This window comes from Affinundibacterium fentianense (genome assembly GCF_018139545.1).
GTDB classification, from domain to species: Bacteria; Pseudomonadota; Gammaproteobacteria; order Burkholderiales; family Burkholderiaceae_D; genus Undibacterium; species Undibacterium fentianense.
The window spans coordinates 167,897-189,323 of record NZ_JAGSPJ010000001.1 but is presented as its reverse complement, the minus strand read 5'-3'; the positions used below and the strand labels follow the sequence as shown (position 1 = coordinate 189,323).

At 45.6% G+C, this 21,427-nt stretch carries 16 protein-coding genes; 13 read left to right on the top strand and 3 right to left on the bottom strand.

Translation table 11 applies throughout. The features are described from left to right. Positions 1 to 61 precede the first annotated feature (61 nt). The 5 genes from KDM90_RS00805 to KDM90_RS00785 all read left to right on the top strand — a co-directional run bounded on the left by KDM90_RS00805 (position 62) and on the right by KDM90_RS00785 (position 8,986). A complete protein-coding gene (locus KDM90_RS00805) occupies positions 62 to 2,326 on the top strand; it encodes a heavy metal translocating P-type ATPase (RefSeq protein ID WP_212673718.1) in 2,265 nt (754 codons plus the stop codon). A gap of 73 nt (positions 2,327 to 2,399) precedes the next feature. Further along, positions 2,400 to 2,735 carry a hypothetical protein gene (locus KDM90_RS00800; protein ID WP_212673717.1) on the top strand — a complete coding sequence of 112 codons (336 nt, stop codon included), beginning with the start codon at positions 2,400 to 2,402 and terminating at the stop codon, positions 2,733 to 2,735. A 132-nt stretch (positions 2,736 to 2,867) separates the two neighbouring features. After that, on the top strand, positions 2,868 to 4,223 hold the full coding sequence (locus KDM90_RS00795; RefSeq protein ID WP_212673716.1) for a TolC family protein: 1,356 nt from the start codon (positions 2,868 to 2,870) through the stop codon (positions 4,221 to 4,223). Between the two features lie 8 nt (positions 4,224 to 4,231). Beyond that, positions 4,232 to 5,788 carry an efflux RND transporter periplasmic adaptor subunit gene (locus KDM90_RS00790; protein ID WP_212673715.1) on the top strand — a complete coding sequence of 519 codons (1,557 nt, stop codon included), beginning with the start codon at positions 4,232 to 4,234 and terminating at the stop codon, positions 5,786 to 5,788. 54 nt (positions 5,789 to 5,842) lie between these two features. Then, positions 5,843 to 8,986 carry an efflux RND transporter permease subunit gene (locus KDM90_RS00785; protein WP_212673714.1) on the top strand — a complete coding sequence of 1,048 codons (3,144 nt, stop codon included), beginning with the start codon at positions 5,843 to 5,845 and terminating at the stop codon, positions 8,984 to 8,986. Between the two features lie 99 nt (positions 8,987 to 9,085). Here KDM90_RS00785 and KDM90_RS00780 read toward each other — a convergent pair whose 3' ends face one another. After that, on the bottom strand, positions 9,086 to 9,745 hold the full coding sequence (locus KDM90_RS00780; RefSeq protein WP_212673713.1) for an ArsR/SmtB family transcription factor: 660 nt from the start codon (positions 9,743 to 9,745) through the stop codon (positions 9,086 to 9,088). Positions 9,746 to 9,922: 177 nt separating this feature from the next. On the opposite strand from KDM90_RS00780, the gene KDM90_RS00775 reads away from it, so the two are divergent. The 3 genes from KDM90_RS00775 to KDM90_RS00765 are packed head-to-tail and all read left to right on the top strand — an operon-like array spanning position 9,923 to position 12,319. Further along, complete coding sequence (locus tag KDM90_RS00775; protein WP_212673712.1) at positions 9,923 to 10,276, top strand: DsrE/DsrF/TusD sulfur relay family protein; 354 nt, start codon at positions 9,923 to 9,925, stop codon at positions 10,274 to 10,276. A 20-nt stretch (positions 10,277 to 10,296) separates the two neighbouring features. Then, entirely contained in the window at positions 10,297 to 11,058 is a 762-nt protein-coding gene (locus tag KDM90_RS00770) for an MBL fold metallo-hydrolase (protein ID WP_212673711.1), read from the top strand. 13 nt (positions 11,059 to 11,071) lie between these two features. After that, the gene (locus tag KDM90_RS00765) at positions 11,072 to 12,319 is read left to right on the top strand and encodes an MFS transporter (protein ID WP_212673710.1); all 1,248 of its coding nucleotides are present in this window, start codon (positions 11,072 to 11,074) and stop codon (positions 12,317 to 12,319) included. Between the two features lie 60 nt (positions 12,320 to 12,379). Here the strand turns inward: KDM90_RS00765 and KDM90_RS00760 are convergent, their stop codons facing one another. After that, complete coding sequence (locus tag KDM90_RS00760) at positions 12,380 to 13,330, bottom strand: site-specific integrase (protein ID WP_212673709.1); 951 nt, start codon at positions 13,328 to 13,330, stop codon at positions 12,380 to 12,382. Between the two features lie 174 nt (positions 13,331 to 13,504). On the opposite strand from KDM90_RS00760, the gene KDM90_RS00755 reads away from it, so the two are divergent. The 5 genes from KDM90_RS00755 to KDM90_RS00735 all read left to right on the top strand — a co-directional run bounded on the left by KDM90_RS00755 (position 13,505) and on the right by KDM90_RS00735 (position 20,475). After that, entirely contained in the window at positions 13,505 to 14,530 is a 1,026-nt protein-coding gene (locus KDM90_RS00755) for a DNA-binding protein (RefSeq protein ID WP_212673708.1), read from the top strand. Positions 14,531 to 14,797: 267 nt separating this feature from the next. Beyond that, positions 14,798 to 15,997 (top strand): hypothetical protein, encoded by a 1,200-nt coding sequence (locus KDM90_RS00750; RefSeq protein ID WP_212673707.1) that lies wholly within the window; start codon positions 14,798 to 14,800, stop codon positions 15,995 to 15,997. Next, positions 15,990 to 18,179: a ThiF family adenylyltransferase gene (locus KDM90_RS00745; protein WP_212673706.1), complete on the top strand. Its 2,190-nt coding sequence runs from the start codon at positions 15,990 to 15,992 to the stop codon at positions 18,177 to 18,179. The genes KDM90_RS00750 and KDM90_RS00745 overlap by 8 nt, the downstream gene beginning before the upstream one ends. Positions 18,180 to 18,202: 23 nt before the next feature. Further along, positions 18,203 to 19,291 (top strand): patatin-like phospholipase family protein, encoded by a 1,089-nt coding sequence (locus KDM90_RS00740; protein ID WP_212673705.1) that lies wholly within the window; start codon positions 18,203 to 18,205, stop codon positions 19,289 to 19,291. A gap of 578 nt (positions 19,292 to 19,869) precedes the next feature. Next, a complete protein-coding gene (locus KDM90_RS00735) occupies positions 19,870 to 20,475 on the top strand; it encodes a hypothetical protein (RefSeq protein WP_212673704.1) in 606 nt (201 codons plus the stop codon). A 349-nt stretch (positions 20,476 to 20,824) separates the two neighbouring features. Here the strand turns inward: KDM90_RS00735 and KDM90_RS00730 are convergent, their stop codons facing one another. Beyond that, positions 20,825 to 21,241 (bottom strand): hypothetical protein, encoded by a 417-nt coding sequence (locus KDM90_RS00730; protein WP_212673703.1) that lies wholly within the window; start codon positions 21,239 to 21,241, stop codon positions 20,825 to 20,827. Positions 21,242 to 21,427 lie beyond the last annotated feature (186 nt).

Below are 21,427 nucleotides of genomic sequence, written 5' to 3'. Positions count from 1 at the left end.
TTACTTGACCCTATACCTACTACAGGGTTTTTAATAGCACTATACGCTTTTGGGAGCATTTATGTCATCTACAACCGAATCTCAATCTGCCTGCGCGACCGACAAGCCCGACTGCGGTTGCGCTAACGCCACAACTGTGATCTCTGCGGGAGCAGATACTATTTCGAGTGCTGGCACCACAACTGTGGTGTATCGCATCGAGAATATGGACTGTCCAACGGAAGAAACCTTGATACGCCAAAAACTGGCATCCATCAAAGACATTGCGCAACTTAATTTTAATTTGTTAGAGCGCAAACTCACAGTCAAGCATCATCTTGTTGACGACAAGTCGATTCAAAGTGCTTTACAAGATATCGGGATGCAAGTCGAGCTGATTAATGCAACCGAACAATCCCAGCAAAATGTCAATGCACCTACAATTTCAAATAGATCGTGGTGGCTAGCGGGCTTGGGAATCGCCAGTGCCGTAGCTGCGGAGGTGATCGCCTGGATAAGTGGCAATGAATCAAGTTGGGAAGTGATTGTTTTATCCTTGTTTGCCATCATGGTAAGCGGTATTGGCACCTATAAAAAAGGATGGATCGCGCTCACCAATTTCAACTTAAACATTAACGCCCTGATGGCAATTGCTGTAACAGGCGCTGTCATCATAGGACAATGGCCAGAGGCGGCAATGGTCATGGTGTTGTTCAGCCTGTCAGAAATGATCGAAGCTTTGTCTTTAGACCGTGCGCGCAACGCGATTCGGGGATTGATGGCGATGGCACCTGAACAAGCGACGGTAAGGCAAGTTGATGGTTCTTGGCTCACTGTAGGAACTGACCAAATTCAAATTGGTGCAATTCTACGGGTTGCGCCGGGAGAACGGGTTCCGCTGGATGGTATCTTGACTGAGGGAGCATCCGCGATTGATCAGGCTCCGATTACAGGAGAAAGTATTCCGGTTGCAAAAAATATCGGCGATCAGCTTTTCGCTGGAACGATCAATCAAAGTGGTTCCTTTCTTTACCGCGTTACGTCCCTAAAGGCTGATTCGGCATTAGCACGTATTATTGTTCGCATTGAAGAAGCGCAAGCAAGTCGTGCGCCCACCCAGCGTTTCGTCGATCAATTCGCTAAAGTTTATACGCCTGTGGTCTTCTTATTGGCATTAGCGGTCATGATAGTGCCACCTGTCTTTTTCGCATTACCATGGTCAGTCTGGGTCTACAAAGCCTTGGTGTTATTAGTGATTGCGTGTCCTTGTGCGCTAGTGGTGTCAACACCGGTGACTGTCGTCAGCGGTTTAGCGGCAGCAGCTAAAGCAGGCATTTTGATCAAAGGTGGTGTCTATCTGGAAGATGGACGTAATTTAAAAGTCCTTGCACTGGACAAAACTGGCACTATTACCTTGGGTAAGCCAAGCGTCACCGACATCTCTTTGCTTCAAGGTGATGCCAATATGCACTTGCAGCTGGCAGCAAGCTTGGCGATACGTTCAGATCATCCTGTATCGGGTGCTATCAGCCGCTACTGGCAAACGCAATTTCCCACTTTACCTCTCACTGAAGTAGTTCAGTTTGAAGCCTTGATGGGGCGTGGTGTGAAAGCACGTATGGGCGATCAATGGTTTTATTTAGGTAATCACCGATTGGTTGAAGAATTAGGTATCTGCAACACTAGCCTCGAAGCCACGTTACGCACCTTCGAAAGTGATGGAAAAACGGTGGTAATTCTCTGTAATGAAACAACGCCACTACTCATGGTTGCGGTGGCTGACACGGTTCGTGAAACCAGTCGTCAAGCCATTACCGAACTGCATGCCATGGGAGTACGTACCATCATGCTGACGGGTGACAATACGCTCACAGCGAAGGCAATTGCCCGACATGTTGGCATTGATGATGCGCGCGGTGATTTATTGCCCGAAGGTAAGTTGGCGGCCATCCATCAAGAGATAGCGCAATATGGTCGCGTGGGAATGGTTGGCGACGGGATTAATGATGCGCCAGCGTTGGCCAAAGCGCATATTGGATTTGCAATGGGCGCTGCCGGAACAGATACCGCATTGGAAACAGCCGATGTCGCGTTAATGGATGATGATCTGCGTAAGATTCCTCAGTTTATTCAATTGAGTCAACGTACCTCCCGCATTCTGAAGCAAAACATTAGTTTAGCGCTGGGGATTAAAATGATTTTCTTGGTACTCGCCGTGTTTGGCTCGGCCAGCCTTTGGATGGCAGTCTTTGCCGATATGGGAGCAAGCCTGTTGGTCATTTTTAATGGTTTGCGTTTGCTCAAATTTTCTGCTGCATCCAAGTCTACCGTGAAATCATTCATCTAGATAACGAATTTGTAATCCATTAGAGAAACCGATCAGGTATATAATTCGCGCTATGTGTAAAAAGTGGATCGTCATGTTAGTGATTGCCTTTAGCTTCCAACTTAGTTGGACGGCGGCAAGTGCATTTTGTCAACATGAAACTGATCAGTCCACCCAACATTTTGGGCATCATCCTCATCAACATCAAACATCGGGTCATGAGGATCAAAAGGATAAAACCAGTAGTAAAAAATCTGTGTCGCATCCCGATTGCGCAACATGTCATCACGGTTCTTCCATGGCAGCCGAATTGCAGATAAATCCCTTGGATTTGTCTGCACTCCAAGATACGGATCGCTTTAATTCTCCTCAACCTCCCATGCCATTTTTGGCAGAGCCTGAACGTCCCAAGTGGATGTACGTCGTCTAATCCGGCGTCCATTGATTGTCACTCTTTATTAGTTCCTTTTTTTCTGATACTCAAAGGCTGACAGTTCACGACCGGATTTTTCCTATTGCTTCGTTTTTAGAATAATTTCGGGAATAATTTCAGGGGAATTCCATGCAGAAATTGCTTTTGCCGCCCACGCTATCGTGGCTCGCGGCGTTACTATTGGCGTCTTTACCCACATACCTTGTGGCACAGACATTACAGACCAATACGCATACAAAAGATCAAGCGAGTACGCCAATGCTCGCAGCAAGACTATCAACAGATAAGGTAATCAATACAACTGTTGGTAGTCGTTTAAGTTTGCAAGAAGCGATACGTTTAGCCCAGCAATATCATCCGGATATTGCTGCTGCGAAGCGAGAGATAACAGCGACCGAGGCAAGCCTGCGTCAAGCAGGCCTATTACGTAATCCAGAATTGGTTGCGATGATGGAAGATGCTCGCAGTGAAAATCGAAGTACTACGTGGCAACTCAATCAGGCAATTGAGCTTGGCGGGAAACGACGTGCCCGACTCTCGGTGGCAGAAAGTGGTTTGAATATCGCTAAAATCGACTTCACCATGATGTTGAACGAGATTCGTGCCACCGTCACAACGCGCTTTAATGAGGTGCTGATCGCACAAGAGCGTCAACGATTGGCGCTCACGTCACTGGAGCTGACTCAGCGCGCTTACAATGCGGCTAAAAAACAAGTCACGGTGGGTAAAGTCGCGCCGTTAGAAGAAAGTAAAGCACGCGTGGCGCAGTCCAGCGCACAGCTTGAGCTGGCTAAATCAGAGACTGAATTAATGATTGCACGCCAGCGATTGCAATCTGTTATCGGCAACAACGCAAATCAATCTACTGAATTTCTGGGACATTTCGATACCTTACCTTTGTTACCCGATAGCTTGGATTTAGAAAAGCAACTGACGCAATCACCACAAATCATCAAAGCAAAAATCGAGGTGGAAAAACGCGCCGCGATGGCCGATGTGGAACGCAGTAAGCAGATTCCGGATGTGACGGTAAGCCTTGGCGCGAAGCGGGAGCAACTGACCGGGCGACAACAACCAATGGTCGGAATCGCTATCCCTCTGAGTTTATTCGATCGCAATCAAGGCAATGTGCAGGAAACTATTAGTCGTCTTGATAAGGCCAAGGATGAACTGCAATCAACACAGATACGCGTTCGCAATGAATTGATGCAAGCCCATCAGCGACTACGCTTCGCCATCGACGAGGCACAACTGAGTAAAACAGATGTACTACCCAATGCCCAAAATGCTTTTGAGCTTGCATTAAAGGGCTTTGAATTCGGCAAATTCAATTTCCTAGATGTACTCGATGCGCAGCGCTCTCTCTTGGCTGCGAAAGCACAATATTTACGTAGTTGTGGCGACGCCCATCTTGCCGCAGCGGATATTCAAAGACTGCTCAATGATCAAGCGTTTGAATTCTATCCAGCGACTGACTCATTTTAGGAATAACCATGAAATTTTTATCTCAACTTACGCAATCATCACCGCTCAAATACCGGAACCAAGCGATTGCAGTGGCCATCGTTCTCGTAGTTGGTTTGGTCTTAGCGATCGCTATCTTATTTTCCAATAAATCTGGTACCAAAACAGAGGAACATGATGAGGCCACCCATAAGGGAGAGCATGCAGAAAAAACAGGTGAAGAAGCGGCTCCTGATCAGAAAGGGCCACATGGCGGCCGCCTATTTACGCAAGGCACTTATGCGTTAGAAGTCACCATTTTTGAAGTGGATTCTGTACCGGTCTTTCGGCTTTACCCCTACCAAAATGGCAAAGCTATAGCACCTGGTGCCAGCGACGTCACTGTCTTGGTGCAGCGCTTGGGTCAGGAAGCCCAGACGTATCGATTAAAACCAGAACAGGATTATTTGACCAGTACGGATGAACTGGAAGAACCTCATTCCTTTGATGTCAAAATTAAGGCCATATTTGATCAAAAGACCTATGAATTTCACTACGAGCAGATCGAAGGCCGAGTGCAAATGAGTGAGCAGCAACGCAAACATAACGGGATTGAAACCCAGGTTGCTGGACCGATGCTATTGCAAAGCACAATGTCACTGTTAGGCGAGATTCGTTTGAACGCCGACAACACGGTACATGTCGTGCCACGCCTGACAGGATTAGTCGAACGTGTTTTGGTGAATGCCGGTGACAAGGTTAAGCAAGGGCAAGTGTTAGCGGTGATTTCCAGTCAGCTGTTAGCAGACCAACGCAGTGAAGTGCTGGCGGCACAAAAACGGTTTGCGTTAGCGAAAAAGAGTTTTGAGCGAGAAAAGAAATTGTGGGAAGAAAAAATTTCTGCCGAACAGGATTATTTAGCGGCACAAAACGCCTTACAAGAAGCCGATATCACACGTCAAAGTGCAGAGCAAAAATTAGCGGCTTTAGGCGCTAATTCTTCTATCGGCACGACTGGCGGATCACTCACTCGTTTAGAAATTCGTTCACCCATTAACGGCACCATCACGGAAAAAAATATCGCGATGGGACAAGTGCTGAAAGAGGATGCTACGATTTTTACAGTGACCAATCTCGATACAGTCTGGGTTGAAGCGGTTATTCCAGCGAAAGAACTGGGACAAATTAAAGTCGGGCAAAAAGCAATGATCAATGCAACGGCATTTGAAGCGAGTACCAGTGGAAAAGTAAGTTATGTAGGCTCAGTGGTCGGTGATCAGACCTTAAGTGCGATGGCGCGTCTGGTGGTGTCTAATGCAAAAGGACTTTGGTATCCCGGTCTGCCAGTCAATCTGGTTGTGCAATCTGCAGCGGTGAACACGCCGGTGGTTGTCGCCAGCGAAGCTATTCAAAGTGTCAATGAAGTCTCTAGTGTGTTTATCAAAGTCGGCGATCAGTTCGAAGTACGGCCTGTGGAATTGGGTCGGACTAATGGCAAGTTTACTGAAGTAGTGAAAGGCCTGCACGCGGGTGAAACCTACGTTTCAAAAAATAGTTTTCTGATGAAAGCGGAATTGGGTAAATCGTCAGCGAGTCATGACGATTAACACCTAATCAGATCTTCTTATGGATCATTTCATTCATTTCAGAAAGTAAAAATCATGTTTGAGAAACTTATTCGCTTTTCCATCGACCATCGATGGATGGTGTTGGCAGTTACCTTGTGTTTTGCCGCGCTGGGTATCGTCAACTACCAACGGTTACCGATCGATGCGGTACCCGACATAACTAACGTTCAGGTACAAATTAATACTGTATTACCAGGGTACTCGCCCTTAGAGTCAGAGCAGCGAGTGACCTTTCCGATAGAAACGGTCATGGCAGGTTTGCCGTCTCTACAGCAAACGCGTTCGCTCTCCCGTTACGGTTTGTCGCAAGTGACAGTGGTCTTTAAGGACGGTACCGACATTTATTTCGCGCGTCAGTTGGTCAATGAACGTCTACAAGAAGCCAAATCAAAATTGCCAGCGGGTGTTGAGCCTGCTATGGGGCCTATTTCTACGGGTTTGGGTGAAATTGTGATGTGGACGGTCGAAGCTAAACCTGGTGCTTTAAATGCCTCGGGTGAGCCTTATTCCTCCACCGAGCTTCGTGAGATTCAGGATTGGATCGTTAAACCGCAATTGCGTAATGTCGCTGGTGTAACCGAGATCAATACCATCGGTGGCTATGACAAAGAGTTTTTGGTCGCTACTAGACCAGAAAAGCTGGTTGCCTACGATGTTACTTGGCAAGAAGTCGCTGAAGCAATCGAAAAGAATAATGCCAATATAGGCGCTGGTTACATTGAACGTCGAGGTGAACAATACTTGGTGCGCGCACCAGGACAGCTTAGTTCTATTGCGGACATTAAACAAATCATCGTGAAATCCATCCACGAGACACCGATTCGTATCGAAGATGTGGCAGACGTTGAAATTGGCAAGGAGTTGCGCACAGGAGCCGCTACTGAAAATGGTCGTGAAGTCGTGCTGGGTACCGTATTTATGTTAATGGGTGAAAATAGCCGTAAAGTGTCGCTCGCTGTCAGTAAAAAAATTGAAGAGATCAATCGCTCTTTACCGAAAGGCGTCATTGTTAATACCGTGTACGACCGGACGATATTAGTGGATAAAGCGATTAATACGGTGAAGAAAAATCTGCTCGAAGGTGCTGTACTGGTTATCGCGATTCTATTTCTATTCTTAGGTAATATCCGCGCTGCCATCATTACGGCAATGGTGATTCCCTTAGCGATGCTATTCACGTTCACTGGCATGGTCGGCAACAAAGTTAGTGCGAACCTGATGAGTTTGGGAGCATTGGATTTTGGCATTATCATCGACGGTGCAGTCGTCATTGTAGAAAATTGCGTGCGGCGTTTAGCGCATGCGCAACAGCATCATGGCAGACTATTAACGCGGCATGAGCGCTTTAATGAGGTATTCGAAGCAGCAAAAGAATCACGTAGACCCTTGTTATTCGGTCAGTTAATCATCATGGTGGTGTACTTACCGATTTTTGCGTTGACAGGTGTCGAGGGCAAAATGTTCCATCCCATGGCTTTTACGGTGGTTGCCGCATTGATTGCAGCGATGGTTCTCTCAGTGACATTTATTCCGGCCTCCGTCGCACTATTTATCGGCAATAACATCGTCGAAAAAGAAAATGGCGCGATTAGCCGTATTCAAAAACGCTACCAATCTCTATTGGACTGGACACTACATAGTAAAGCCTTGGTGTTAAGTATTGCAGGCACCACCATCATTTTGAGTGGTTTGTTGTTGACTCGCATGGGAAGTGAATTTGTTCCTAGTTTAAACGAAGGTGACATTACCATGCATGCGATGCGTATTCCGGGTACGGGTCTCAATCAGGCAGTGCAAATGCAACAGGATCTTGAACGCGTCATTCAAAAATTCCCTGAGGTTGAACGGGTATTTTCAAAAATCGGTACCGCGGAAATTGCGACCGATCCGATGCCGCCGAGTTTGGCAGACACGTTTATTATGCTCAAACCTGAAAATGAATGGCCCAAGCCAAAACGAAGTAAAGAGGCGTTGATCGAGGCAATACAAGAAGCTGTTACCAAGGTGCCGGGAAACAATTATGAATTCACCCAACCAATTCAAATGCGCTTTAATGAATTGATTTCAGGTGTGCGTAGCGACGTGGCGGTGAAGGTATTTGGTGACGACATGGACACCATGAATAAATCGGCTGAAAAAATCTCTCAGGTACTCTCTAAAATTGACGGCGCGGTCGATGTAAAGGTAGAGCAAACCACGGGATTACCGATGCTCAACATTCAAATTGATCGCGATAAAATTGCCCGTTTAGGCGTTAACGTCAATGACGTTCAAGGTGTCATTAGTCACGCCATCGGTGGTCAAGCGGTGGGCACCATGTTTCAGGGCGACCGTCGTTTTGATATTGTGGTTCGTTTGCCAGATCACTTGCGCAATGATGTCGATACGATTAAACGCCTGCCAATTCGCCTACCCAAAGACGGTAATAGCCCAGATAAAGCGGGTTATGTACGGCTCAGCGATGTAGCGGCTGTCAACATGGGGGCGAGTCCGAATCAAATTAGTCGAGAAGAAGGAAAACGCCGGGTGGTTGTCACCGCAAATGTCCGAGGGCGTGATATTGGCTCTTTCGTGAATGAAGCCCAAGAAAACATGCGCAAAGAAGTGAGTATGCCAACTGGCTATTGGATGACCTGGGGAGGCACCTTTGAACAATTACAGTCAGCGAGTAATCGTCTGAAAGTGGTTGTACCAGCCGCGTTGGTACTGGTCTTTATGCTGCTCTTTGCGATGTTTGGCAATATGCGAGACGGCCTATTAGTCTTTACTGGCGTGCCGTTTGCATTAACAGGTGGGATTGTGGCCTTATGGTTGCGAGATATTCCTTTATCGATTTCAGCGGGTATCGGCTTTATTGCATTGTCCGGTGTTGCGGTATTAAACGGGTTAGTGATGATCGCTTATATCCGTTCACTGATCGATAAAGGCATGGATGTAGATGCCGCGATCAGTGAAGGTGCAGTCACGCGATTACGACCCGTATTGATGACCGCATTAGTCGCTTCATTGGGATTTATTCCTATGGCGATCGCTACAGGTACGGGGGCAGAAGTTCAACGACCATTGGCGACCGTCGTTATTGGTGGGATTATTTCATCGACTTTACTAACCTTACTGGTGTTACCACTGCTATACAAACTAGTGCCATCTTATTTTAAAAAGGAAATCGAAGCTTAGCGTTGAATCGTTTAACCCATGTCGATCACGTCATTCAAGAATGACATGGGTTACTTTTCTATGAAAGTTTTTGACTTGAGATTAAGATGTTACTCAGACTTAGTCGGCAGCTACCATCAAGCTATTCCATTCCGCCACACCGTCGCGTAATTGCGCTGCTTGTATGCCTTGCGCACGCAATAGCGTTACTGCGTCCGATGACATAAAACAAAACGGTCCACGACAATAGGCGACGACGGGACGATCTTTAGGAAGTTCAGTGAGACGTTCGTTTAGTTCCGCCAACGGAATTGAACGTGCAAATGGCAAGTGACCAGCGAGGTATTCAACTCCAGGTCGGACGTCAATCACGACAATGTCACCGGACTTCGCCTTGCGTAACAGTTCTTGGCGGTCACTCTCTACCCACTCATGCGTATTTGCACTGAGTTGCTGTACTGCTTCTTGCAATTCAAAAAGTCGGTCTTCCGCTAATAGCCGGATGGTGACCCAAAAACGCGCAACATCGTCATTGGCGATACGATAAATCATGTATTTTCCTTGACGCACATTGTCCACAAGACGACTCGCTTTCAATTCCTTTAAATGCGCACTGACCAGCTTGACGCTGATACTGGCTTCTTGGGCTAAGGTTTCGACCGTCTTCGGCGCCTGGCATAGCAACTCCAACAACTCCAGTCGTTTAGGGCTGGCGACAGCTTTGCCGATGCGGGCGACTTGCTCATAGAGAGAGTCTTTGATAGTGCGGTTTGATGTCATTTGTTTTACTTCACGAAAGTTTTAGCATTTTATCGGTTGCAGTCGATGCTAGGGAAGATTCCTGATTGGCTCATGCAGGCGAGCGATAAAAATTCATCTTGACCATGTTGGAATGGATCAAGTATATTACATTCCAATGATCTTTGGAATGTTAGTTAATTATTGAAGAGGCTAAGCATGAACATCTTATTTATTCTCAATGGCGCACCTTATGGCAGTGAAGCGACCTATAACGGCCTACGTTTAGCGGGAGCATTAAGCAAGCGTTCTGACAATGTTATACGACTCTACCTCATGGGTGACAGTGTGGGCACCGCTAAGCGTGGCCAGAAGTTTGCAGCGAATCACGGCAATCTTGAAGCGATGCTCCATGTTGTCGCGCATGCGAACGATAGCCAAGTGGGCGCCTGCGGTTCTTGCTTAGATGCACGTGGCATTACCGCAGAAGATCTGACGCAAGGCGTGCATCGCGGCAGCTTAGAAGAATTGGCAGACTGGACGGAATGGTCGGACAAGGCATTAGTGTTTTGAATATTTTTTGAAAGCAGATTATGTTTTTTAAACAAAGAGTCAATGAAGATGCATCGATTTCCTATTTTTTGGGGTGCGGTGGTCAAGGTAAAGCGGTCGCGGTGGATGTACTGGCAGGCGATGAAGCATGGTATCTCGAACAAGCAAAATGTCTGAACGTCGCCATTACGACGGTTTTTGATACGCATATTCACGCAGACCATTTATCGGGTGGTCGTCAACTGGCAGCACTGTGCAATGCAGAGTATGCCTTACATGAAAGCAATCTCGGAAAAGTACATTTTTCATTTATGCGCTTGAGTGATCAACAAATCATCATGGCTGGCAATACGCGCATTCAGGTACTGCATACGCCCGGGCATACAGAAGACAGTATTTGTTTGCTGGTCTCCGACTATCGACGCAGTGAATCCCCATGGTTCGTGATTACGGGAGACACTTTATTTGTTGGCTCCGTTGGGCGCCCAGATTTGGCAGGTCGCGAACAAGAAATGGCAGCACGCTTATGGGATAGCTTGCACGCCCAATTACTTAATCGTCAGGACGATTTGGAGATATTTCCCGGGCATCAGGCCGGCAGTAGTTGTGGCGCGGATATCTCTGGCAAGCCATCGTCAACTATTGGATTTGAGAAGCGCTGGAATCCATTGCTGGCAATGAATCAACACGATTTCGTACAGGCAGTGACCGCCAGTATTCCGCCGAGACCGCTCGATATGGAACGCATGGTCGCCAGCAACTTAGGCTTGACGCCAGACACAGTAGCGTCAACGCATGAATGAGAAAGAGCAATCCATGAGTGCATCAGTGCCTTCATTATCTAACCCGCCCCAACTAGGATTGCGTGCCAATCTTGGACAGTTCAGCCTACTGGTGCTGGTGAATGCCTTTGTCGGTGCGATGGTTGGCATGGAGCGCAGTATTTTGCCTGCTATTGCTGAGCAAGAGTTTCATTTGGCAGCGCGTACCGCGATCTTGGCGTTTATCGTTGTCTTCGGTATTTCAAAAGCATTGACCAATTATTTTGCGGGACGATTCTCAGATGTGTACGGTCGTAAAGTGATCCTCATTTCAGGTTGGCTTATCGCGATACCCGTCCCATTCTTGTTGATGTGGACACCTTCATGGAATTGGATATTGTTGGCAAATCTGTTCTTAGGCATCAGTCAGGGGCTAACATGGTCAACCACTGTGATCATGAAAATTGATTTAGCCGGTGCACAAAATCGCGGTACCGCTATGGGTATTAATGAATTTGCCGGTTACTTTGCGGTAGGACTTGCAGCATTGGCCACCGGCTGGATTGCCACGCATTACGGCTTGCGTCCACAGCCGTTTTACCTGGGTGTCGTGTTTGTTGTCGCGGGTTTATTGTTGTCACTACTGGTGATTAAGGAAACCAAGGGGCATGCAACGCATGAGGCAAGCTTGAACCACAAGCCAACACAAGCATTGCCATCTCAAAAGGAAATCTTCTGGCAAACTACTTGGAGCAATCCCAATCTGTCAGCGATCAGTCAGGCAGGCATGGTCAATAACCTTAACGATGGCATGGCATGGGGGCTATTCCCCTTGGTGTTCGCCAGTGCTGGCATGAGCTTTACCCAAATAGGCACCTTGGCCGCAATCTATCCCGGCGTTTGGGGTATATGTCAGTTATTCACTGGCGCTTTATCAGATCGCATTGGACGCAAATGGTTGATTGTCGCAGGAATGTGGATACAAGCCCTCGCTATCGCTTTCATTGTTCTCTTCGACACATTTGCGTGGTTTGTGAGTGCCGCTGCTTTATTGGGGGTTGGAACAGCCATGGTGTATCCAACCTTGTTGGCGGCTATCGGTGATGTGGTGAATCCCGCATGGCGCGCATCGACGGTCGGCGTGTATCGTTTATGGCGTGATATGGGATACGCATTTGGAGCCTTGCTGTCTGGCGTGATGGCAGATACCTTTGGTGTAGCGAGCGCAATTTGGTTTGTTGCCGCTTTAACGTTTTTGTCTGGCCTCATTGCAGCTGTGCGTATGCGGGAGTCTTTGCGATAGCGGCATTGTCTTGGCAGGATAATTCATGGCAAAAGACATGCAGTAGAAAAGCAATGTATGTCATCTTTCATTTTTAATAGCTAAGCGTGATTCAATAAGTTTTTGAGAGAATGGATCACTTGCATCAACATAACGCATTGCCGACTGCACATTTTTCCAGCCTACATAGGCCATTAGCGTCTTTAGATCCCATCCGTTCGCCGTCGCCCAATTTGCGAAGCCTCGCCTTAACGAATGCCCACTGTACAAATCAGCAGATGCGACACCGGCATTCGTTAAGAGAGAGCGAAAAATCGGAATCAGGCTATCCTCATGTAGGCCAGCTTCTGCAATATGACCCCATCGATCTATCGAGCGAAACACCGGCCCAGAGTTCAACTGCGATACGTGAATCCATTCGACAAATGCTTCAACAGGACAGAGCTTTGATAACGCTGGCGTCTTAAAGCTGGTTCCTTGATATCGCCGATCACTTTTCGTTTGTGATAGATAGCAAGTCATTCCTTCACCAGGCAACACCGAAACATCCTCGACCAGCAATCGTGTAAGTTCATCGCCTCGAAAGCCTCGCCAAAATCCAAGCAGTAAAAGTGCTCTGTCTCGAACATATCGTAGCTCAGTCCGACGATTACCTTCACTGCGAGCTTTTTCAATGGTCGATTCTAACCACCGTACCACCTGTTCAAGTTGATCTAGTTGTAGGGGCTTCGCCTGCTTTTCTTTGGCGGGGTGAAGTGCTTGAATGCCGCGAAAAACTTTACGTACTACGGGTAATTTTGTGGGATCAGGGAAACCCTGCGAAATATGCCATTGCGCCAGGGCTGCCACGCGTTGGCGCAATGTGTTGAGTGAGAGCGTATTAGCATAAGCAGCCAGATAATTGGCGACATTGTCTGCGGTCGCAGGCAAAAAGCCTCCCCATTCAACTTCAAAATGACGTACGGCGGCCTGATAGCTTTGACGGGTATTGTCGCGGGTAGCCGCTTGAATGTATTGATCAATTTTGCTCATGATTTTGATGATTACACATGAAATCAGTAATTTACCTTAATTTTTACCTATCACACAGGATAACTCTATATTATCCGTTATTAAAATCAAGATACTTTAAGCTTGAATATTCATTAAATTTAGTATGTAATTACATGGTACGTAATACATTACGATATTTGATGGAGCATGAATATGGCGCGAACTGGTTTGTACAAATCCGAAGTAAAAAAAGCACGCGATGCATTGATTGCGCAGGGGCGACACCCCTCAGTCGATGCCGTTCGCGTTGAATTGGGTAACACCGGCTCTAAATCGACAATCCATAAATATCTCAAAGAACTAGAGGCTGAATACGGCGGAGTTGACGATCGAAAAGCATCTATCAGTGAGGCCTTACATGATCTCGTTGCGCGCCTAGCTATCCAGCTGGAGGTAGAGGCAAATGAACGAATTGGCGAAGTGCAGTTGCAAAGCACAGAGAAGGAACGTCAGCTCAACGCATCCATTGCGGCATTAAACGCCGCCAACGAAGCGTTGAGCGACAAACTAAGCATAGCTGAGGCCAGAACTCAAAGTGAAGTGGCAGCGCACGCCAGAACCGCAGAATCATTACAACGTGAAACCATTGCACGCCATACCCTAGAGCAGCAGGTAATAGATCTAAAAGAACGCCTACTTGAAAACGAGGGACACCGGCAATCTTTGGAAGCCAAGCACACCCATGCGCGGGAGGCTTTAGAACATTATCGTGAGTCAGCAAAGGAACAGCGCGACCAAGATATCAGGCGCCACGAGCACCAAGTACAGCAGCTACAAGGGGAAATTCGCCACTTGCAGCAAAGCCTAGTGCACAAGCAAAACGAAATTACAGCACTTAATCAGGATGGCGCCAGATTGGTTGCCGAGTTGTCTCAGGCTCAAAAGTCTATTTATGATTTGCAAGGTGTCGAACGCAAGCATATTAGTGATATTGAGTCACTTAAGGTCACTGCTAGTCGAATCATTTTATTGGAATCCGAATCTACCGCTAAAGATATCGCTATAGGTGAACTCAGAAGTCAATTGACAGAAATTTCTACGCAAGCCGAAAGTTTGAAGTCACAACTCCATGAAAAACAATTGGAACTGGTCAAATCGTTAGCGATTGTTGAAACACATAAAACGATGATGGCCGATTTACAAGGTCATTTAGGTATATCAAAATCCAAAAATGAGTAAGTTTAAATTGAGCCAAAAACATGATGATAAAAAATACTTGAATATTCATACAGTGCCATCTATAGTTGCAACTGAGCTAAAAGGGCTGCATCTAGTAGCTTCAATGAAAAACATTTCTAAAGCGCATTTGCAATAAACATCTAAGCAATCTAAAGGCCTGACATGACGAATCGAAAACAAATCATTGTCACAGGTTTGGATTAGAACTCTTGAAAGTTTTTTGTATGACTCCATCATAAGTAGATCATTCAATTCAAAAAACACTCTATGCCAGACAAACAAATCCATCGTATCAAATTTTATCCCGTTAGCAACGGCGACACATCTCAATTTATCTTAGCAAATGGCAAGCGACTGATATTTGATTTTAATCATCGAAAAACCGGTGAGGCCGTTGATTCGCCGCATATTGATTTGAAAGCGCACCTTAAAAAAGAATTGGACGACGCAGGTAAAAATACTGTGGAGGTATTCGCTTTGACGCATGCCGATACGGACCATCTTGCTGGGGCTTCGGATTTTTTTTATTTAAACCATGCAAGCAAATATCAAGGCGAAGGGAGAGTAGGGATTGAAACGCTGTGGGTTCCTGCAGTGATGTTGCTTGAGAAATATCGCCGAAATGAAAGTCATCCTGAATATGCGCCTTGGGCAGAAGAAGCGTGGCATCGTCTATTAGAAGGTAAAGGTGTGCGTATTTTTTCCAAGCCAAAAGAATTAGCGACACAACTGACCGAAGAACTAAAGAAGATGAAATTATCAGCAAATTCAAGGGATCATTTATTTACTCACGCGGGTGAGTTTGTTCCAGAATTTTCATTGGATACTGATGGCATGGAGTTGTTTACTCATTCTCCTTTTGCAGATCATAAAGAAGATGGTACGACTGTGGAACGAAACGAAGAATCATTAATGTTTCATGTACGCTTTAGTGCGGATGGCAAAACAACAGATATGATTCAATGCGGAGATTCCGAGGCTGAAGCGTTGGAATGGATTGTAGCCAAAACTCAAAAAGAGAAAAATGATGAGCGCTTATGCTGGGATTTATTTAATATCCCTCATCATTGTAGTTATCTTGCATTAAATATTAATGGTCAAAAAGGCGACAAGAAAACTGTGCCACTCCCCAAAGTAAAAGAACTACTAGATTTTGGGAGACCAGGTGCGTACATTGTTTCCTCCAGCTTTTCAATCCCAGATAACAATAAAGCTTACGAGCAAACGCAGCCGCCACACATCCAGGCGCGCAAAACCTATGAAGATGCCTTGGATGAAATTGGTGGCACTGCTTTTCTAGTGACAATGGAAGAATCAACCGAAAAAAAACAAGAACCCATTGAATTTGAAATCAGCTCAAGAGGATTGAAGCGCACCAAAATTGCAACTGCTACTGACAAAATTAGTGCAGCTGCAATTATCACCAGCAACTCTGCACCTAGAGCCGGCTCTGATACTTATGATTGAGTTTGTCCCATTAGAGGACTTTTTTGATGTTGAGGTTGACGCATTGGTCTTAAAGCGGACGCGATGCTTAGTGCGGGCTTTACGGCGTAACACTTGTTTTGAATTGATTTCTACGATGCAGTTTCCGCAAAAGGCTGCGAGTACATCAAAGTACAGAAAAAACACACCGTTTTTCCCAATCCACGAAGGCGAAGTACTGGTTTGCAATGTAATTAATCAAAGTATTCCAACCAACAATCCCTTTGGTATCTTTCCTCGAGAACGCATTGCATTCGTCATACCAATTGATAATGATCAGGCAGTTGGTATTTTCGCTCTAAGAAATAATTTTCCTAGATTGTTGCATACTAACTTATCACCCAAAGACTGTGCCGTATCCTTGTGTTTAAATAATTTGGATGCACAAACGGTGGCTGCCAGTTGGACTGCCGAACGTATGCTTCAACAAGTACAGTGGTGGCTTGAACAATCGGCCGAAGGCACAATACATGCAGCAGAGCAAACACCTGAATTGCCATTTTTCACAGGTCATGAACTTTTCGTTCCAGCTGGGATAACTACCGACGAATTGCGTGATACAAGTCGATATTGGGCGGTGGTACGCATCGCACAAAAGAATGACATCCATTGGGTGATGCGTTTATTGGAGCTTGACGACATTCAACGTAACGCATCACTTCCGATATACATTGTTGATCTAGACACTATTTCGCATCGTCCAATTTCTTTTAAACCCACCACCTTGAGCGAACTAGCAAACCTTCTTTGCGATGATGCAGACAACCTCTACCACAAATTAAAGAATGAGCTGAAAAATAAATTCCAAGGTGGTCGCGCCGTCCTCCCTAATAATAACTACGTTGTCATATTAATTCGTGTGAAAATTCAAGGCGTCGAATTGAGCATGGAGAAATTTTACGCAGCACTTGTCGATATTTCTGAGCAACAATTGGGGATTCACCTTGGAGCATTGATCAAACTAAATAATGCAAACAATTACGGTGCCGCCACAGAAATTAACGGTCAGACCAGTGGCTCACCAAATCGCGAATTACTAGAGCAGCTGCAACTAGAATTGATGGAAGTAACATCATTGCCAACAAAGAATGAGTTACAAGCGTGGTCGGGTAATCCCACAAATGGTCCAGATGGCGTTTTAGTCGGTCTTGGCGCGCTGGGTAGTGAGCTATTGCAACTCTGGACACGCGCCGGATGGGGGCGCTGGGTATTGGTTGATAGTGATTATCTGCGGCCGCATAATTTAGCACGTCATGCTGGTTACTCGGAACATATCGGCATGCGTAAAGTGGCAGTTGCTAAACAACTTGCAGAATCAATTAATCCATCTGCTGACGATCTTCTAGTATTTAATGAAGACATTTGCACGACACGCGCACCTGAGTTGGCAAATGCATTGAGTAATGCAGAGTTAATCGTCGATGCGACCGCTGGTTTGCCATTTTCCCGTCGTGCGGGGATGGATTCCAATTCAAAACGTATCACCTCACTTTTCCTTACTCCAAATGGAATGGGGACGGTACTAATGATAGAGGATAAAGCACGTAATTTGCCGATACATGCTATTGAGGCACAATATTATCGAACGCTCATATCGAGCGATTGTTTAGCGGATCATCTTGCGCCGGCATCTGATTTATTCAGATCAGGCACCGGTTGTCGTGATAAATCATTTGTTATGCCGCATTCTCGTGTACTCGCACACGCCGCGATTTTGGCTGAGCAGACACAATTATTATCAGCAAGAGACAGCGGTGCTTGCCGTATATGGCAGCATACTCAGGAAACCGGTGCAGTGGTCATGAAAGAGATAGCGCTGTCAACAATAGTCACTCGAAACAGTGATGACTTTACAGTGATTTATGACGAAGGACTGATTATTAAACTGAGGCAATATAGGCAGCAAGGTTTGTCTGCTGGGGGAAGAGAAACTGGGGGGGTATTATTTGGCTATGTCGACTTTAGCTTGATGATCATTATGCTGGTTGATGCGTTTCCTGCCCCGCCAGATAGTATCGCCACAACTACGGGATTTACTCGTGGTGTTGTTGGTGTAAGCGAAGCCTGCCAACTTGTATCTCAGCGAACACTCAATCAAGTTAATTATGTTGGTGAATGGCACTCTCATCCTCGTGGTCATAGTGCAAAGCATAGTCCAACCTGAAGTATTAGTGCGCTGGGGGCAAGATGATAGAAATAACTAAACAACCACTAGCATTATCTCTATCGGGTGGCGGAATACGTGCAATGATGTTTCACATGGGAGCATTACGCGAACTGGCAAATCGTCATATGTTGGAACAAATAACTCATATATCGACAGTTTCTGGTGGTAGTTTATTGATAGGTCTTGTCTTTCACATGAATAACATGCGTTGGCCGACCTCCGAAGAGTATCTATCCATCGTTTTGCCAAAGTTGAAGTTAGCACTTTGTGAGAAAAGTATGCAATGGGGAGCGTTACGGCAATTGGGAAAAACTAGAAATTGGCGTTTTATATTTTCTAGAGCAAATCTATTGGCCGCTTGCTTGGTTCAAGAATGGGGAATAACAGAGACTTTATCAGATCTACCTCAATCGCCTGAGTGGGCAATCAATGGAACTACAGCAGAAACCGGGAAGCGTTTTAGGTTTAAGCGGGACAATATGGGCGATTACGTTTTCGGCTACTCTGCTGATGTCGCCGATTTTAGATTGGCCGATGCAATGGCCGTTTCTGCTGCGTTCCCAATTGGTTTTGGCCCTTTGGCATTGGATTCGTCAATGTATAGATGGCGAAAACAAGAAAAATGGCAAGACGATGGACCGATGGTTGAGCATACTCCAGAGTATTTAAGATTGCATCTCTATGATGGTGGTGTTTACGACAATCTGGGAATTGAGCCATATTTGGATGTGGGGACAGGTAAAAAGAAAAATAGCATCTCCCTTAATACACGAATTCTTGTTTTGGATGCAGGCGCTCCATTGGTTAAAAAAGAACTTACTTCAAATTGGCATATTCTCCAGTTAACAAGGCTTTCAGATATCGTTACCGATCAAACGCGGGCATTGCGGGTCAGATGCCTATACCGATTTATGAATGAAAATCAAGGGCAAGCAAATTACATTTACATCGCTAATCCTAAGTTGTTAGAATCAGGTGAATCTAAGGAGTCTGCCAAGTTCGCCGTGGCATATCCTACCTCGCTAAAATGTCCTACACAAGAAATCTTGGAAAAATTAGTTGCGTTTGGTGAATGTTGTGCCGTTGCTGGATTGCAGGGCAATCCTTAGATTTTTATTATCTCCCTTTCGCGTCCAATCTGTTGCACAAGAACACGAGTATGGCCGCGCAGGTAATTAGTGTTCATCCCTCTAAAAAAGCTTCCCAAAAATGTAAAAAGAGAGTTCTATCTCTCATAAAAATCGCTTCAAAAATCGAACATACAGGATCTATCGAGAAGGGGGCAGGCATCTAGTTTTACATTTTGGAGGGGATGGATAAACTTAACCATATATCTATTGATCAGTTTCTGAAAATTCAGTGAAGCGCGGAAACGCAACTGACCTTTGTCAGACGAAGAAATGATCGCCAATCTACGAGCTAGTCAAATGCAGATGAGTCTTGTTTCGATGTGCTTATACGACTTTTCGGCAAAGATTATTAGTCATGTGCTTCGAGGTGGTAAACTGGGTGAAGAGCATACTCGACAATTAAAAAATTGTATTCGCTGATTGAAGGATGTTGAATCGCGCGGTACCTCTATCGAACAGGAAGCAAAGGCTCTAAATAATGCACTGCTAGTCTTTGAGGAAATGATGGGAAGTGCCATATCGAATGGTCGGAGTCACAACGTCTAGGAAAAATATTGATGGCTTTATTTGTATACGTAATCGAATCACCCTCGGCGCTCGACTTGCTTGATGGTCGCACTGAAGGTCGTGCATTATGCGAAGCAATGAGCGTCTCTGGCATCCCGTATTTTTATAGTTTGGTCACTAACAAGGAAACGCTTAAAATAGCTTTGGCAGACAGATTGGATACCGCAAGCCATAATTTTGGGAGTGCAGTTCCAGTGCTGCATTTCAGTATGCACGGTAATGAGCACGGTGTCGCATTAACAAGCGGAGATTTTATTACGTGGGCAGAGCTTGAGTTTCTTCTTAACGATGTAAACCAGAAGTGCAACAGTACTGGAATGCTCCTGTGCATGTCCACATGTCATGGAATTCATGCTCAGCGCATGGCAGTTGCCGATCTAACGAGACGTCCATTTTGGGCATTGGTTGGAAATTCGTTCTCAACACAATGGTCAGATTCAGCCGTTGCCTACATTGCTTTCTATCACCAATATTTTAAGGGCATCGGAATAAACGATTGTGTCACAGCGATGAAATTCGCATCAGGTGATCAGAATTTCTATTTCACGTATGGCGAGGATGCTAGGCGCGCTCTATGTACCGAGACGACAAATTAATCTGGGTATAAACGCATTTAAGTATCGTATGGTTGTGTGCAGCTGAATCCGATCTCGTGTCAGTTTACAATAGAACGGAAAATTGGAGCAGATGGAATTGCTGACAAAAATGAGAGAGCATTGGCCATGAGCTAGAAATTTTACGTCTAAGAGCAAATGTTGGGGCCTTGGAAGGGCTACTTCGTGCAACTATAGATCAGTTGCCGAATAAATAGCAGGTGATTGAGCAGTTCGCCATCGAGTCCAATCACTAGGATGAGTTAGCGATCGGTGAATCAACAGGAAAGTCTGGTCAACGTCGACGTGACAACAAAAGTACACCTGGATTTAACAATGAGAGGGTAAGCATCTAACTTTGCTTCTTGGTGGCACAGTTTAAGACGTACACACCTCGTGTCTTTCGAATAAACACTCCCTGATTGACAAGCTTTGAAATGGCGCGATAAACCGCAGATTCAGTTCCGACTCCTTTGAACAGCGCTACTGGCAAGAGAGTGCCAAATGGCTTTCCCATGGCGATATATTGGATTTGGGATGTGCACGAGGTTCTTATGGTTGGAATTGGGAGTCCAATGATTGTTTTACGTTTAGCGTTTCCATCAATTTCGATTTCTATAATTTCGCATTTGTACTTATTTCCGCCGCGCATAGCTTCCTCATGCTTGGCAGCTATTTTCGCTTTTGCAGAAGTCGAATAAACACCTACCAAGTATGAGTGGCGTTCGCGATCACCAAACCGGTAGGCATGCACGTTAAAAACTTTCATCGCAATTTTTTGTTTATATCCGTTTTAGTTAGCTAAGTATTTTACTTTAGCTTTCCGCACCAAGACATAAGCTTGAGAAGTGTGCCGGTTTGCTCGCAATGAGATCCTTCGCACAACTTTCACAGATTCCGAAAATATTTCGTATTGTGAATTCTGTGGGTCTTATGCAAGTGTTTGAGTGAATAA

What these genes read in the sequence shown, in the direction of transcription:
- KDM90_RS00805 (WP_212673718.1), top strand. Translation starts at nt 62, where the DNA reads ATGTCATCTACAACCGAATCTCAATCTGCCTGCGCGACCGACAAGCCC.
- KDM90_RS00800 (WP_212673717.1), top strand. Translation starts at nt 2,400, where the DNA reads ATGTTAGTGATTGCCTTTAGCTTCCAACTTAGTTGGACGGCGGCAAGT.
- KDM90_RS00795 (WP_212673716.1), top strand. Translation starts at nt 2,868, where the DNA reads ATGCAGAAATTGCTTTTGCCGCCCACGCTATCGTGGCTCGCGGCGTTA.
- KDM90_RS00790 (WP_212673715.1), top strand. Translation starts at nt 4,232, where the DNA reads ATGAAATTTTTATCTCAACTTACGCAATCATCACCGCTCAAATACCGG.
- KDM90_RS00785 (WP_212673714.1), top strand. Translation starts at nt 5,843, where the DNA reads ATGTTTGAGAAACTTATTCGCTTTTCCATCGACCATCGATGGATGGTG.
- KDM90_RS00780 (WP_212673713.1), bottom strand. Translation starts at nt 9,745, where the DNA reads ATGACATCAAACCGCACTATCAAAGACTCTCTCTATGAGCAAGTCGCC.
- KDM90_RS00775 (WP_212673712.1), top strand. Translation starts at nt 9,923, where the DNA reads ATGAACATCTTATTTATTCTCAATGGCGCACCTTATGGCAGTGAAGCG.
- KDM90_RS00770 (WP_212673711.1), top strand. Translation starts at nt 10,297, where the DNA reads ATGTTTTTTAAACAAAGAGTCAATGAAGATGCATCGATTTCCTATTTT.
- KDM90_RS00765 (WP_212673710.1), top strand. Translation starts at nt 11,072, where the DNA reads ATGAGTGCATCAGTGCCTTCATTATCTAACCCGCCCCAACTAGGATTG.
- KDM90_RS00760 (WP_212673709.1), bottom strand. Translation starts at nt 13,330, where the DNA reads ATGAGCAAAATTGATCAATACATTCAAGCGGCTACCCGCGACAATACC.
- KDM90_RS00755 (WP_212673708.1), top strand. Translation starts at nt 13,505, where the DNA reads ATGGCGCGAACTGGTTTGTACAAATCCGAAGTAAAAAAAGCACGCGAT.
- KDM90_RS00750 (WP_212673707.1), top strand. Translation starts at nt 14,798, where the DNA reads ATGCCAGACAAACAAATCCATCGTATCAAATTTTATCCCGTTAGCAAC.
- KDM90_RS00745 (WP_212673706.1), top strand. Translation starts at nt 15,990, where the DNA reads ATGATTGAGTTTGTCCCATTAGAGGACTTTTTTGATGTTGAGGTTGAC.
- KDM90_RS00740 (WP_212673705.1), top strand. Translation starts at nt 18,203, where the DNA reads ATGATAGAAATAACTAAACAACCACTAGCATTATCTCTATCGGGTGGC.
- KDM90_RS00735 (WP_212673704.1), top strand. Translation starts at nt 19,870, where the DNA reads ATGGCTTTATTTGTATACGTAATCGAATCACCCTCGGCGCTCGACTTG.
- KDM90_RS00730 (WP_212673703.1), bottom strand. Translation starts at nt 21,241, where the DNA reads ATGAAAGTTTTTAACGTGCATGCCTACCGGTTTGGTGATCGCGAACGC.